Origin of the sequence: Chitinophaga sp. 22308 (genome assembly GCF_052045305.1) — a bacterium.
Taxonomy (GTDB): Bacteria; Bacteroidota; Bacteroidia; order Chitinophagales; family Chitinophagaceae; genus Chitinophaga; species Chitinophaga varians_A.
The window spans coordinates 93,141-109,499 of record NZ_JBQEOP010000007.1 but is presented as its reverse complement, the minus strand read 5'-3'; the positions used below and the strand labels follow the sequence as shown (position 1 = coordinate 109,499).

Sequence of the window (16,359 nt, the reverse complement as noted above, 5' to 3'; positions counted from 1 at the left end):
TGACGGGACAGAGATGATGCCCATTGATTTTTTTCATACACGTGGTTGCTTTGATTATCGATTTTTCAGTTCATATTCTGTGGAATCAGTCATCACAGTATAGCCTTCGTGGAACAGGCTACTTTATCAATTTTGGCTTTGATCGCTACGGCACATTAATGAAGTGTTCAAAAACAGGGTGTGGTAGTAGAAGCAATAAAAAAAATCCGGTACAGTGTATTTATGCGTTCAGCTTCAGGTGTAGATATTTCAGTGCGTTGTTTATTTGCTTCTTTACCGTTTTATCGGAGATATTTAATTTGTGGCTTATTTCCCGGTGGGACAGTTCTTCTTTCCTGCTGAGAATAAATACCTGCCGCATTTTCAGGGGGAGTTTGTCTACCTCCCGGTTCAGTATTCTCGATAGTTCGTCAGCGGCCAGCTGCTGCTCAAACAGGTCGTCTTCCTCCCCGAAGAGCAGGCGCCAGGAGGCCCTGAAATGATGCTTCCTTGCTTCGTTACGCATATACCTGAAACCGCCATACCGCACGCAGGAAAAAAGATAGGTATACAGGGATTCAATATGATGCAGGTCGCCGCGGCGTTTCCACAGGGAAACAAATACCTCCTGGAGGATATCTTCTGCCTCTGCGGTGTCTTTAATGACCTTCACCAGATAGCCGTAGAGCCGTTCCCGGTACCTTGCATAAATCACATTAAATGCCTCGCTGTTATCTTCCCTCAGTAAATTTAACAGCATACCGTCTGCAAATTGTTGAAGATGCACATCACTCATATATGGGGAATTAGTATCAACGTGAAACCCGTCACCAGCCCGGTCCAGGCGTGACTTATAACAAATTGCATAGGCCAGATTGCAAACCTATATTAATAATTGTCTAATATACAAATAAAAATAACTGACACACTTCTCTGAGATACTATTGTTGTGATATTATTCCAGTATCATTAAAAATCCGCCGGAGGGTTTCATTTCAACTGTTTGACCGGATGTTGCATTTGTTATATTAAAAGAAAACGCATCGTTTCCCTCTGTGATGAGCTGCCCTTTCGTTTTACCGAAAGCCGCAAGGTCCACCTGGACCTGTTGCGGGCCCGATTGTGCATTGATACCGGCGACATACCATTTTGGACCTGCTCTTCTGGCCAATACCACGTACTTCCCGGGATAGCCCGCCAGGAATTTCACATCGTCCCAGGCGGAGGGCAGTTCACGCAGCACCGTTTTTACCTGTGGGTCCACTTTTGCCATTCCTTCCGGGGATTCAGCATAGTGTTGTATCCCGGAGAGGAACAGCACTGACAGTGCCAGTTGAAACGCGTTGCTGGTCTTCCGTTGCGTATAGGACTGTACTTTATATAAGTTCATCGGAGTGTAGTCCATAGGATCAAATGCATTCCTGGTAAAAGGCAGCATGGTACAGATTTCCGCTTCCCTGTCGGCGTCGCCCTGGCCAAAGGTCACGTTTTCGAAACCTCTCACCGCCTCTGCCGTCACCAGATGGGGATAGGTACGTGCCCAACCTCTCGGCAGCGTGGCGCCGTGAAAATTCACCATCAGCCCGTTGGCTGCCGCGTCTTTCAGGATATCGATGTAGTATTGAATGACGGACTGGCCGTCGCCGGCAAAGAAATCTATTTTTACACCTTTGATGCCCATTTTACTGATCCGCGCAAACTCTTTCATGCGGCCTTCATGTGTGAGCAACAGGTTTTTAGGCGTATACTTTACCGTGTTCCAGTCGCCCGCAGAATTGTACCACAGCAACAGGGACACGTTTTTTTTCTTCGCATAGTCTGCCAGCTGCTGCATCCGCTCGTAGCCGATCTTACGGTCCCAGTCAACATCAATCAGGCAATACTGCCAATGCATGTCCGCAGCAAAATCGATGTACCGCAGCTGTTCTTCATAGGTAATGAAATCGTCTTTGGAGTTGATCCAGCTCCAGGAAGCCTTTCCTGGTTTAACAAACGATGTGTTTTGTATAACAGCAGGCCTGGCCACGTCAGTGCCTGCGGTAGAGGTAATGATCGTTTCCAGCGACCCGATGGTGATGACCCGCCATGGTGATGCAAATGGCAAGGTCGCCTGCGGCAGATAACCTTTGCCGGTGATGACCTCCTTCGGATCGGGGAACCCAACCGTAAAGCTGCCGGGCGTACCGGAAGACAACAACCGGGTAGCGCAGTAGTTGCCGTCCATTGCGGCTTCTGTCAACAGTACCCAACTGTCTTTTACTTTAAACAATGCCGGGTATACCCAGCCGGTTTTATTCGCTTCCACATTTTCTACGGGAACGGCTGTACGATAATGTTCCTCATAGGCCGGGTTTACGCTTTCCCAGCCAGACCTGGCCACCTGCATGGGCTGCAGCCAGGTAGTAGTGCCTGCGGGGAAATTAAAGGCGGTATTTTCTTTCAGTACCTGTTTCATTCCGGCGGACTTGCCTGTCAGCAAATACTTAAACGCCACAGCATCATTGGACACCTGAAATACGATGTCTATCCCGGCTTTCTTCGCATTCACATAATGCAGCACCCGCTGGTTCGCCTGATAGCTGACCGCAGATTTTTTATAATAGATCATCCGGTAGTTGTCATTCACCTGACGGTTGTCGGAGGCGGCTACAAAGCGGAGCTGATGCGACATATCAGCATCTGCCAGTTCCATTCCCAGCATGGAAGAATCTATCACTATTGTTTCATGATGCTTCACCTGGTAACGGATTTCCCCTTCCCTCCCGCTCCATACAGCTACCTGTATGTGGTGATCAGGGCTAAAGATCAGGACTTCCTTTGACTGCGCCCGTGCGTGCGTTAGCGATAAGAATAAGATGGCCAGGATGATGTTTGCGCTTTTCATAACTATAAATATATAAGCCGTTTTTGAAACGGTCCGAAACGTGGTGTTCTCAAAAATAATAAATAAATGTCATTTTGACTATTATAATTTTTTTCAGAAGGCATAACAAAAAATCCGGAAGCCGTACCTTCGGATTTTTTTTCGGGACCAAAAACCTTCCCGTTTTCCGTTGTGGAACTGCTGATCGCCCGCTAGGAATTTCCACATTTATTTATTTAAATTGCTGTGATAAATGACCGCGTTTTGAATATTATAGCTGCTTTGAAACAAGGTAACCTTTTGGCTTTTAACGAAGTCTATTATTCCTGGCACAAAAGGGTATATTATTTTATTCTCCAGAAAACCAAGTCATCCTTCATTGCAGAAGAGGTGACGCAGCTTACATTCATCAAATGCTGGAACTACCGGGAAAGCCTTGCTGACGATCTGCAGATAGAGTCACAGCTGTTCCGCATTGCCCGTACCACGCTGATCGACTTCCTCCGGAAGGAAACTGTTTACCAGGAAAAGGTGGTCCACGTTATAGATAGGTACACCCTGCCGGTAGACGACCTTTGGGGCAAGCTGGCGGAAAAGGAACTACAGGCAAAGCTGGCCAACATATTAAAGGAAATGCCTCCCATGCGGCGTAAAGTATTCGAAATGAGCCGCTTTAATGGTATGAGCTACCAGCAGATCGCACACGAACTTTCCTTGTCGCCCCGAACAGTGGAAACACATATTTTCCAGGCCATCAAACAGATAAAACACGCCCTTGGGGTGCTCATCTCCCTCCTGGCATGGCTTAGCCGGTTTTAATTTTTTTTGACGGGACTACGTAGTTTGCCTGTCACAAACGTATTACTTACTATCAGCCAAATATCATATGATCAATGATGAATTACTGATACGGTTTTTCAGCAATCAATGCACACCGGAAGAAGCCCGCAGCGTAGCCAATTACCTGCAGGAGCATCCTGATATGCTGGAGAAATACCTGCCGGAAGAGGAATTCCTGCAACTGCAGGAAGGCAGCCACTTTCCGGAAGCCGTTTCCCGGCAGTGGCTGAAGAATATTCATCAGCAAACGGTGCCAGGCAATAATCGCAGGAAATGGGCTGCACGACTGGCCATCGCGGCAGTAACGGCCGGCGTGCTGGCCGGCGGGACATTGCTTCTCTTCCGCCAGGACCCCCCCAAAATAACGGCCATTAATCCAGGCATAACGGTAACGGTACCGCCTGAACGACAACAACAGACTATCAACACGGGCCATAAAACCATGGCCATTACATTGCCGGACGGCTCGGTCGTACAGTTGCTTCCGGCAGCTTCCATCGTGTACGACAAACAATTCACAGACAACAGGAACATCTACCTGGCCGGAGAAGCCGGATTCACGGTGGCGGCCGATAAACTACACCCCTTCGTCGTGTATAGCGGTGAACTATATACGACCGCACTGGGCACCTTTTTTCATGTTAAAGCCATCCCCGGGGAAGACATCATCAGCATCAGGCTCAACAGCGGGAAAGTAATGGTGCAGGGGGCCGTCAACAACAAAAAAATCATCAGTGACGTAGTACTGACCCCTGGCAAAGCGCTTAACTACTACCGTAAAACAGGCAAAGCGCTGGTGACAGACTTCAACACCAGGAGCGCGGACCTGCCGGTAAAAGCCGGCAACAACGGCGCCGGGTACACGAAACCGGACTGGTATAAATTTAATAATCAACCAATGTCGCAGGTATTGGACCAGTTGAGTAATTATTATGGCGTAGCTATCTACTATTATCCTTCAGACGTGATATCGATTTATTTCGATGGTAAATTTGAAAAAACAGATTCCCTGGAGAAAATACTGACTGATTTAACGCTGCCCAATAACCTGACGCTGATCCGGAATGATAGCGGATTTATAATCAAGAGGAAATAATTCACCCATATAGTTCTGTCCACAAGCGGGCGCCTTTAGCGCTCCGGGCCTGCTATGCCCTGTATTTAAAAACACGTTCCAGTTATGAAGATGTTCTATCAACCAAAATGGTTTCTGTTTCTGCTGCCAGTCATGCTGATATCAGGCCTTTCAACGACCACCTGGGCCCAGGGCCGCATGCAGGTGACCGGCACCGTGCGCACCGACCTGGGTGATCTTCTTCCCAATGCCTCGGTGGTAGCGCTTAATGAAAAAACAAAGTATACCGCAGGTGTCATGACGGACAGCAACGGAGTGTTCCGTTTCTCCGGACTGCCTCCCGAAGGAAAATATTCCTTCAGCATTTCCTACATGGGCTTTGAAACGCAGCGGCTCGACAACATATCCCTGAAACCGGGCGCCACGCTCACTTTGTCGGTACGCCTCGTCAAAACAATAGCGGCCCTGAGCGACATTGTGGTGATCGGCTACGGCACCGCCAAAAAGAAGAACGTAGTAGGCGCGTTCAACGTAGTAACGGTGAAAGAAGCCGGTGCCGTCAACGCCACCAACCCTTCACAGTTGCTCATTGGTAAAGCTGCCGGCGTACAGGTGTTGCAAAGCAGCGGCAGCGCCGGCGCAGATGCCCAGATCATCATCAGAGGGACCGGCAGCTTCACCGACATCAATCCACTGTATGTAGTGGACGGCATCCAGGGCACCAAAAACCTTTTTAACACGCTCAATCCACAAGACATAGAAAGCATCACCATCCTCAAAGATGCGGCTTCCACCGCCATCTACGGCTCTGCAGCTGCCAACGGCGTGGTGATCATCACCACCAAAAAAGGGAAGACCGGTCCGCCCCGCGTCAGTTTCACTTCCCAATGGGGCACAGCCAAAGCCTGGAAACAACTTCACCTGCTCAATGCGGCACAATATGTGGACGCGCTGAAAGACCTCGCTGCGACTAAAAACACCGTGCTACCGGCCAAATTCGGCACCGCGGCGGTATTGCAAGACAGCACCGACTGGCAGGACGCTGTTTTTCGCAACGCCCTGGTATCCGAAAATGACCTCAATATCAGCGGCGGCGGTGAAAAGGTAAACTATAGCGTATCTGCTTCCTATATAGATCAACAGGCTATCCTGACCGACGCCACCAACAAAAGGTTCCAGGCACGCGTAGGCCTGGAGGAAACGCTGGGCCGCTTCCGGTTCACACAAAATATCATCGTCCGGCAGTATGTCAGCAAAGGCAACTATGCCAATATCATCAACGCCATACAATACGCTCCCTATAAGCCCATTCTGGACCCATCCATCCAGGGCGGATATTCTATCCTCTCCAACATCGATGATTTCAGCAATGCCGTTAACCCCCTGCAGGAGATAGCCATGAAAAGTCAAACGACTAAATCCATGGCTTTTTTCCCGCAGCTGTCAGGTGAGGTAAGGCTCCTTGACGGATTAAAACTCCGCTCACAGTTCGCGGCAGAAGTCAACTCCAGCCGCAGCAACAGTTATCAGCAACAGTACCAGTCGTCCAATTTCCTGAACCAGGCGCGCCAATCCATGCTGACTTTTACGGAGAATTCCTACTACATGCTGGAAAACTATCTCTCGTACGACAAGCTGCTGGGCAAACACCAGTTTTCCGCAATCGCCGGACAGAGCTACATAGACCCGGGCATCACCAACGGTTCATCTGTCAGGGGTACCGGGCAACCTAACGACAATATCCCCAATGTAGGCGTAGCCTCTTCCCAGTCTGTCACCAACAGTTATTCCAACTATGCGCGCCCTTCCGTGATCTCCTATTATGGCCGGTTGAACTATACCTATGACGATAAATACATACTGACTTCCAGCTACCGCCGGGATGGCGCATCCAACTTCGGCCCCAACAACCGTTACGGTAATTTCTTCGGCGGCGGCGTGTCATGGCGTTTTTCGGAAGAAACATTCATTAAAAATTCCATCCCGGTGCTGTCGGACGGCAAGCTGAGTGTCAACTGGGGACAGACCGGCAACAACAATATTCCCAACTTCCTCAATACCGCCAAAACCTACCAGGGCACGCCTGGTGGCGCGTTGGTATATTCCCTGGGCAGTACGGAAACATTTGTGTCCGGCACCACGCTCACCACGCTCAGCAACCCGGACTTAAAATGGGAGCAAACCAACCAGATCGACATAGGCATGGCACTGGCATTCTTCAATAACCGCCTCACCATTGAAGCCGACTGGTACGACCGCAAAAGCAGCGGCCTGCTGGTCACCACCCTGCTGCCTGCCAGCATTGGTGTGAGCCCAACGGGCACGCAGCCACGAAAAACAGTAAACGCAGCGGACGCACGTAACAGCGGGTTTGAGTTAACGATCGGTTACAGGGAAAAGATCAACAAAAACCTAAGCTTCAATATAAGCGTCAATGGTTCTCTTAACCACAACGAAGTATTGTCATTAGGCGATCAGTTTTCCGCACCTATCCAGGCCGGCGCCTTTACGCCCGTACCTGCCACCACCTATACCGCCGCCGGCAGCGCCATTGGCGCCTTCTACGGCTACCGGCTGGACCATGTGGCCAGGGATGCCGACGAAATAAATACGCTCAACCTTGAAGCAGCCAAAAGAACAGGCAAACCGGACGCAAAGTACCAGGACGGTCTGCTGCCCGGTGATTTTATTTACAAAGACATCGACGGCGATGGCGTAGTCACCGCCAAAGACCAGGAGATATTGGGCAGCGCCATCCCCAAATATATCTACGGTATCAATGCAGGCGTCACCTATAAAAACTTCGACCTGAACCTGGTATTATCAGGCGTCAGCGGATCAAAACTCCTGAACGGCTTAAAACTATACACCAGCTTCATGTCTACCGGGCATAACGCCGGCACCGACATCCTCGACAGGTGGCGCAAGCCCGGCGACGTGGCCGCGCTGCCCAGGATAGGTCAGAACGTGACCGGCAACGGCAACCTGCGCCCGTCCGACTGGTGGCTGGAAAACGGCAGCTACCTTCGTTTAAGGAACATCACTGTTGGATATAACGTTCCCGCATCAACGTTAACCAGCACCACCAAAGGCACGCTTAAATCACTGCGCGTTTATATCGCAGCCCAGAACCTGATCACCATCACCAGGTATTCCGGTTATGATCCGGAGGTGGCGGGGGATTATCTGTTTGCACGCGGTATAGACCAGGGCCAGGTGCCGCAGCCAAGAACGTTCCTCGCAGGTGTTCAATTAGGGTTTTAATTTTTAAATGTGATTTTATGAAGAAGTATATATACCAATTACTGCTGATAACCGGGCTGACGATGGTTTCCTCCGGATGTAAAAAATCGCGCCTCGACCTGGTAGACCAGAGCGCCTACGCTTACGATACCTATTTCACCAACATCGGCGCGATGAACCAGGCCACCATCGCCAGTTACGCCACGTTATTACACCCGGGACTATGGGCCAGGGAGTATTATTACATCTTTGACCTGATGGGCAATGAAGCCAAGCGCGCCAGCTTTTTGCTGGGCGCTGAACAGGAACTGGGCGATTACAGCTTCGGTACCAACAACGCCGACCAGAGCGCTTTATGGAGCTCTCTCTACCGGATGATCTTCCGCACCAACCTGGTGCTGGACAGGGCCGCCGCCTGGAACCCCACCGCCACCGCAGACCGCGCCAAACTGAATCAATACCTCGCAGAAGTTAAATTCCTGCGGGCCTACGCCTATTTTCATTTAGTGACCTTATGGGGTGATGTACCTCTCTACACCGACTATCAAACCACGCTGCACAATAACTATTTATCCCGAAGCCCTGCCGCCGAAGTGTGGAAGCAGGTAGAAAAAGATCTGACAGAAGCTGAGGCCACCGCAGAACTGCCCACCGTATATCCCGCCGCAGAATTAGGGAGGGTGACCAAAGGCGCCGTGATAGCCCTTCTTGGGAAAGTGTACCTGTACCAGAAAAAATGGGCGCAGGCGCAAACATCTTTCGAAAAACTGATGGGCGCACCATATACCTACAAACTCGATCCTTCGTTCGATAATGTTTTCAGCACCACCAACCAGAACACGCCGGAAAACATTTTTCAAATCATGGACCAACAGTGGACCGACTGGGGCGTTGGTTCTCCCTACTATATGTTTGGCAACGGCGCCGAGCAGGTAGGTAAACAAACACATACCGGCCGCGCCATGGAATACGGCTGGAACGACTGGAAAAACGTGTACATCAGTAATGCCGCCGTGAAAGCGTTCACGTATCCCCATCCCACCACCGGTGACCCGTATACCGATCCCCGTGCCAAATCCACCTTCTATGGCACCGCCGCTTCAGGCGGAGAAACTATGTATTGCCAGCAATGTGCCACCGGCGCCAAACCATTCCCTTTTGACGCCACCGATCCGCAGGGCGACTATCGCTGGAAAAAATATGAGTATTACAACCTCGTGGAAAAGTACGGTGATCCGAAAAGTCCTATCAACGGGCAGGTGATCCGCCTGGCAGATGTAATGCTAATGCTGGCGGAAGCGTATATCCAGCAAGGCAATACCGGCAACGCGCCGCTGGCACTGATAGACAGCGTTCGTTCCCGTTCTCAGGCCGTACTGTACGCCACGCTGGGCGACAGGGACAACGCCATGAAAATACTGATGCGCGAACGCCAGCTGGAATTATGCGGAGAGCAGTGCCGGTATTTCGATCTGCTGAGATGGGGCATTATCAAACAAACGATCAACGCGGAAAAAGCCGCAGAGCCGGGAAGCGGCATGCAGCCTTTCCAGGACAAACACCTGCTGTTCCCTATTCCGGACGTGGAGAAAAACTATAATGCCAATGTGGCCAAAGACATTCGCAATGGCTGGAATTAATGCCCTCCTTCATATAAAGCGGATAGGCTTCATCGCTTTGTTGCCACTGGCCGTTTTCTCTTCCGCACAGGATTACCCTTCTGCTAAAGTACCGGGAGTGGTCATTCAGCACATTTCTGCAAGGGAGAAACTATACATAGGTTCTCCCAGCATCTGCATACTGCCCGATGGACACTACCTCGCCAGTCATGAATATTTTGGTCCGGGCCGCACAGGCAAGAGCAGGGCACAGATATTCAGTTCCGCGGACAAAGGAAAATCCTGGCAAAAAATAGCAGAGATAGACGGCCAGGAATGGTCGCAGTTATTTGTCTATAACGGGGAAGCCTATATTATAGGGCCTGAAACTGCCGGTGGTGACGTCGTTATACGGAAATCATCCGATGGTGGCCATACCTGGACACAGCCGGACACCAGGCAACATGGAAGGCTGCTGGAAGGAAAATTCCATGCCGCTGCAACGCCGGTGCTTATCTACAAAAAACGTATCTGGAAAGCGCTGGAAGATCTTAACGGCCCCGGTGGCCAGTGGGGCCGCGGCTTTCACTCCTTTATCATCTCCGCGCCGGCAGGCGCGGACCTCCTCGATGCCGGCAACTGGACCGTCTCCAACGCGCTCGGATACGACTCCACCTATCTCGGCGGCCACTTCGGCGGATGGCTGGAAGGCAATGCCGTAGCAGCACCGGATGGGCACGTGGTAACAATGTTACGGACCGACTATCGTGTGAACGGCGATGAGAAAGCAGCCATCATCGACGTGGACAGCACCGGCAAACAGATATCATTCACACCGGCCACCGGGTTCATTGACTTCCCTGGTGGCTGCAAAAAATTTACCGTCAGGTATGATCCGGTAAGCAGGCAGTACTGGACCATCAGCAATTATGTGCCTACCGCCTTCAAAGGCGGAAACCCTGAAAGAACAAGGAACACCGCCGCCCTGATGTCGTCGTCCGACCTGAAAAACTGGCGGGTACGCGGTATTGTGCTGCATCATCCGGATGTGGCCAAACACGGGTTTCAATACCTCGATTTTCAGTTCGACGACAAAGACATTATTGCGGTATCACGAACAGCCTTTGACGATGCCGATGGCGGAGCGGACAACCAGCATAACGCCAACTACCTTACGTTCCACCGTATCAGGAACTTCAGACATTATAAGACACCCGGACCCTTAAAAATTCCACTATGAACATGAAAAAGATTTACCACCTCCTATTGTTAACGATGGTCTGTCTGACCGCACCGCGGCACACACAGGCACAAACGTACATCTGGAACCCCGTGCGGATAGGCGGTTCCGGCGCCCTTCCTAACTTTGTGCCGCATCCTAAAGTCCCGGACCTTTATTTCATCACCACTGATGTGGGCACTCCTTACCGGTGGAATAAAGACCTGCAAAAATGGGAATATTTAATGCTGTTCAAAAAGATGCCTGTCGAATACTGGAGCTGGGAATTCAGTCAACGTTGCGGCAGTATCGGCGTGGATCCGAACGATGCCACCGGCAACATTCTGTATGCCACTGTAGAACACGTGGCCGGCCCCTCGCCCGGCAGAGGGACCAGCGCAGGCACCGTAATGAAGAGTACCGACAGAGGAGATACCTGGACCGATTTACATGTGCCCATCCTGGTAGATCCCAACGGCTCACAGACTTACGGGGACCGTATACAGGTAGACCCTTCCAACAGCAACCGGGTATGGGTGATAACAGATAAGACCGGCGCCTGGAAATCAGAAGATGCCGGCGCCAGCTGGTCGCAGGTAAGCGCCATCCCTACCGCCGGCACCTCTTCTTTCCTGCTTTTCGACAAAAGCGCCGGCACCATCAACATCAACGGCGTCAATGTCACTAAGCGGATTTATATCGGCCGCTCACCCGGCGTATACGTATCTGAAGACGGCGGCGGTTCGTTCACCCTGATGCCCAACAGCCCCGTGTATGGCACACGAGCTACGCTTCATGCAGACGGAACGCTGTACGTTTCTGCCGGCAGGTTCAACGGTATTAAAAAAGGCGTATTCAAATATAAAGGCGGCGGATGGCAGGACATCTCCCCTATTTATTTAGATCCTGATTCCACGAAAGAGAAAAGATCTTTTGCCAAAGTAGCGGTCAACCCCGCCAACTCAGAAGACATCATTGTAAGCACCCGCGGCAGCTGGCAAAAAGATCCCTATTTTATTTCCCATAAAGGCGGTGCCCCGGGCTACTATACACAGGGAAAAATCAACACCCGTGATAATTCAGAAGCCCCGCATTCCGCCAATGACGGTTTATCGTACAATGCGCCCGGCCATAACCCATATACCTTCACCTGGGACCCTTTTCATCCCGACAGAGTATGGATCAATGACCTTTTGGACATACTGTCGACTGATAACATTTCCGCTTCCGCCAATGACTGGAAGATCCGTGTGGTCGGACTGGAAGAGATCATGGTAACAGGCCCTATGGTGGCGCCTCCCAGCGGCAAGAGCGTACTGCTCACGGCCACGGCGGACGTGGGCGGCGGCCATCACCGTTCCCTGTCGGAGCCTTTATTCGAGGGTGCGGTGTCCAATACCGCGCTGCATAACAACGTCTTCAGCGCTTTCAATATGAATGGGGTGGCCTTCCAGTACACCGATCCTAATTTCATTGTGCGCGTAGGTTCCGACGGCGCCGGCACTTCCAACATCAGCGACTCGCGCTCAGGTTATTCCATCGATGGCGGCGATACCTATACGCTCTTCCCTAAATCACCGGGCTTACGTGGACGCATATCCGTATCTGCTAACCGCAGAAACATCGTCTGGCTCACGCAAATGGACGGCAACAACCTGGGCAACGTTTACTGGTCGTCCGACCTGGGCAGCAGCTGGACAAAATCCACCGGCCTTTCAGCAGGAATATTGCCTGCAGGCGGACAGTGGATGGTATACCCCGGGGAAAACCACCTGGCGTCGGATAAAGTAAACGGCGACTATTTCTACATATGGGACCGCGGTTCGTTTTTCGTTAGCTCCGATGGTGGGAAGTCGTTCGTGAAAACAGCCGCCGCCGGCCTTACCGCCAATGGCGGCAACAACTCCAATGGTTCCGCTTATGCCACCACCTCCAATGTGGAAACAACGCCCGGCAAAACAGGCGACGTATGGATCGCCTACCACAACGAGGCTTATCCGCAAAACAGCGGTCTTTATCACACTACAGATACCGGCAAAACATTCGTGAAGGTAGGCGGAGACACCTTTAAGCCTAAATGGGTGGCCGTGGCCCTGTCTGATACGACACCCAATGCGCACCTGGCGCTGTATGTTACCAGCCAGGCCATTCCCATTAACGGCATTGCCTACGGCGCCTTCCGTTCAGATGACACCGGCCGCACCTGGTCCACCATCCTGGACCGCCTGCCGGGCGTAGCACCCAGTATTACTGCCGATAACAGGGGCCGGATGGTCGTTTCCGTGCACGGAAATGGCATGTACTTCGGTACGCCGGTAGCAGGACCGGTGCAGGCCGTGGAAATTATCAATGCCGCCTCAGACACGGTTGTAAAAGGATATTCCATTAAACTGACAGCAAAGCTGACACCTGCCTACCCTACCAATCCGGCCGTCACCTGGCGTTCTTCCGACACCAGCATAGCCAAAGTGGACGCCTTCGGCAACCTCAGTGCCATCAATACAGGCGTCGTCACAATTACGCTGACATCGGTCGATGGCGGGAAAACCAACAGCCGGCAGATCACCATCATTCCGCCCGTGATATCCACAGGCGTTACCATAGACAGCATTGTTTATGGCACCATGAATACGCCGCGGCAGATAGCCGTTGCCGTTATACCGGCCAACACTACCAATAAAATGCTGAACTGGTCGGTGGCAGACAGCACTGTTGCCAGCGTGGATGCCAACGGCACCCTGACAGGCCTGAAACAAGGCAGTACCACCCTCACTATTTCAGCCGCAGACGGAGGTTTCACCAAAACCGTACAGCTGGTCGTAAACACCACGGTGATAGCCATTAATGCAGGCAGTACCGGCAACCCCGCCACACCCTACCAGACTACGGCAATCGGCCAGTATGTGCCCGAAGGCCCGGCCGGCACAGACAAACTATGGCATGCAGGTTATACCGGAAACGTCAAAATCACGGCCACCGTGGACCTCAGCCAGGTAACATCGCCGGCGTCACGCCAGGTATATGAGTACATGCGCATCTCCAGGTACAACCAAACACCGATGCGTTATTATTTCCGTAACCTGATCGCCAACGCCAACTACTCACTGCGCCTGCATTTTGTTGAGCCTGTCGATGCCGACAAAGCCAACCGGACATTCAGCGTGAAGACCAGCGGCGACAGCCTCATCAACTTCAACGTATACCAGGCCGCCGGCAATAAGCTGAACACTGTGATCACGCGCACCCTGGAAGCAAAATCCGACAATGATGGCACCATCGTCGTATACTTCTTTCCCAATGGTACCCTTAACGGCCCTTATACTGCGTCTATAGCGGCCCTCGAGGCGCGTATCATCCTGCTTCAGGGAATCAGTATCACCTCAGACAGCAGCAACCTCTATGTGAACTATAAAGACACGCTGAAGCTGACCACCACCCCGGCCAACGCCACCAACCGGAACGTAGTGTACAAGTCGTCCAACGACGCCATAGCCACCGTAGACATGAACGGCATCGTTACCGGAAAAGCTGCCGGCACCGTGACTATCACCGCCAAATCCGTGGAAAGCGGTTTCACCGCCAGCAAAACCTATACGGTCATCTATATTCCCGTAGCAGCGTTAACGTTAGACACCACCGTCGCCACCGTATCTGTGGGCGCCACCTTGCAGCTGAACGCGACTATCAGTCCGTCCAAAGCCAGCAACAAAGGCGTGACCTGGACCACGTCCGACAGCACCATTGCTACTGTCAGCAACAACGGGACCATCACCGGCATCAAACAGGGTGATGTTGTCATCAGGGCCATAGCAGCAGACAACGCGGCCATAGTGGCGCAAGCCAATGTCCACATTGCGAATGTGCTGGCCACCGGCTTAACATTCCAGCCGTCGCCGGTCACCATCGGAGAAAAAGACACCATCCGGGTAAATATTACCTATATACCGGCCAACACTTCCATAAAAAAAGTAACCTGGAGCAGCTCCAATCCCGCATTGGCCACCATCGACAGCACCGGCCTGATCTCCGCCGTCAGACAGGGTACGCTGACCATTACCGCCAATACCCACGATGGCTCAGGCATTTCCGCGACGCTGCCGGTAACGGTAGTACCGTTTGATTCCTGCGGCGGAATACCCAACTACGGCTTTGAGAGCGGCATGGTGAACTGGCTGTCCTATAAAGATACCGCGCTTACCCCGGGCGCTGTATATGCCGTCAGCGGCAAGGGCCATTCCGGCGACAAAGCCGCCACACTGGGATATGGTCCCGTAAAGACCGCGTTGAACATGCAAAATGCCATCCCCGTAAGAGGCGGCAGTATTATCGTATTCACCAAATGGATCAAGGTAGAAAAAGACGCCAATGGTTATCCGTGGTGGGCAGGATATGGCGTTGGTTTCATAGACAGTACAGGCGCCGCCATCGGCAACGCCTCTTATGCAAAAGACGTGTACAATGTGCCCGCTTACCTCGACAACTGGGCGCAGATAAGAGATACCATCAATGTGCCTGACAGCGCAACAGGACTGACGTACTGGATCGCTAAAACTGGCCCCGGCACCGTATGGGTGGACGATTATTGCATAGAAGTTTTAAAGACAAATAAATCGGCCGTACTGGGCATCAACGCAGGCACCACCAACACGCCTGCCGGGCCATATGCCAATACCACCTTCGCGCAATATGTTCCGGAAGGCCCTACCGGCACGGATAAACTGTGGCATGCCGGTTATACCTGGGTGCAAAAAGTGGACGGCCCTGTGGACGTATCGAAGGTGACCGATCCCGCTCCGCCACAAGTCTACGAGTATATCCGCATATTCAAAGACAATGTGACCCAGATGCGGTATTACCTGCGCAACCTCACGCCCAACAATGTGTATGCTGTCCGTATGCACTTTGTGGAACCACAGGACGCACAAAAAAACAACCGCGTGTTCAGCGTCAAAGCCACCAATGGACTGGACAGTCTCACCGACTTCAATGTATACCAGGCCGCAGGCAACAAACTGAACACCGCCATTACCAGGACCATCCGCGCAAAAGCAGATGCCAGCGGTTTGATCATGGTTTTCTTCTACCCTAAAAAAGGCTTGTATGATCCTTATAGTGGCGCCATTGCGGCCATTGAAGTACGGACCACCTCACCCGGGGACACCCTGCAAAGCCTGACCGCCAATACCACCATGGTGGCGCCTGGCGGCGGAAAGTTAAATCCACACAGTGAGCTGGACTTCACAACCGAAGTATATCCCAATCCTTCAAGCAGTGTGTTTAATGTAAGAATGACTTCTTCCGCGAAAACACCAGCACTGCTGACGATTGTCAATAATGCCGGCAACATCATCTATACCACGAGGATAAACACCGGTGAGTATTATCAGGTAGGTCAACAGCTCGACCCCGGGATTTATTACATCAATATCAGACAAGGCACCAAAACCAAAATGATAAAAGTGGTGAAACACTAGAAATCAAACTAACATAAAAAAGCTGTCTCATTTTAATATGAGACAGCTTTTTTTATTCAATATGTTTA

Annotated in this window: 8 protein-coding genes; 6 read left to right on the top strand and 2 right to left on the bottom strand. The window is 51.7% G+C overall.

The window, feature by feature from the left end; genetic code table 11:
• Nucleotides 1-220 precede the first annotated feature (220 nt).
• Entirely contained in the window at nucleotides 221-775 is a 555-nt protein-coding gene (locus tag ACTJJS_RS26400; protein WP_440666331.1) for an RNA polymerase sigma-70 factor, read from the bottom strand.
• A 159-nt stretch (nucleotides 776-934) separates the two neighbouring features.
• The gene (locus tag ACTJJS_RS26395; protein WP_440666329.1) at nucleotides 935-2,863 is read right to left on the bottom strand and encodes a glycoside hydrolase family 97 catalytic domain-containing protein; all 1,929 of its coding nucleotides are present in this window, start codon (nucleotides 2,861-2,863) and stop codon (nucleotides 935-937) included.
• A 279-nt stretch (nucleotides 2,864-3,142) separates the two neighbouring features.
• Between ACTJJS_RS26395 and ACTJJS_RS26390 the strand changes: the two genes are divergently transcribed.
• The 6 genes from ACTJJS_RS26390 to ACTJJS_RS26365 all read left to right on the top strand — a co-directional run bounded on the left by ACTJJS_RS26390 (nucleotide 3,143) and on the right by ACTJJS_RS26365 (nucleotide 16,291).
• A complete protein-coding gene (locus tag ACTJJS_RS26390) occupies nucleotides 3,143-3,661 on the top strand; it encodes a sigma-70 family RNA polymerase sigma factor (RefSeq protein WP_343746574.1) in 519 nt (172 codons plus the stop codon).
• A 67-nt stretch (nucleotides 3,662-3,728) separates the two neighbouring features.
• A complete protein-coding gene (locus ACTJJS_RS26385) occupies nucleotides 3,729-4,778 on the top strand; it encodes a FecR domain-containing protein (RefSeq protein WP_440666327.1) in 1,050 nt (349 codons plus the stop codon).
• Between the two features lie 84 nt (nucleotides 4,779-4,862).
• The gene (locus ACTJJS_RS26380) at nucleotides 4,863-8,021 is read left to right on the top strand and encodes a SusC/RagA family TonB-linked outer membrane protein (RefSeq protein ID WP_440666325.1); all 3,159 of its coding nucleotides are present in this window, start codon (nucleotides 4,863-4,865) and stop codon (nucleotides 8,019-8,021) included.
• A 17-nt stretch (nucleotides 8,022-8,038) separates the two neighbouring features.
• Complete coding sequence (locus ACTJJS_RS26375) at nucleotides 8,039-9,640, top strand: RagB/SusD family nutrient uptake outer membrane protein (protein WP_440666324.1); 1,602 nt, start codon at nucleotides 8,039-8,041, stop codon at nucleotides 9,638-9,640.
• A complete protein-coding gene (locus tag ACTJJS_RS26370) occupies nucleotides 9,627-10,838 on the top strand; it encodes a sialidase family protein (RefSeq protein ID WP_440666323.1) in 1,212 nt (403 codons plus the stop codon). The genes ACTJJS_RS26375 and ACTJJS_RS26370 overlap by 14 nt, the downstream gene beginning before the upstream one ends.
• Nucleotides 10,839-10,840: 2 nt before the next feature.
• Nucleotides 10,841-16,291 (top strand): Ig-like domain-containing protein, encoded by a 5,451-nt coding sequence (locus tag ACTJJS_RS26365; RefSeq protein ID WP_440666321.1) that lies wholly within the window; start codon nucleotides 10,841-10,843, stop codon nucleotides 16,289-16,291.
• Nucleotides 16,292-16,359 lie beyond the last annotated feature (68 nt).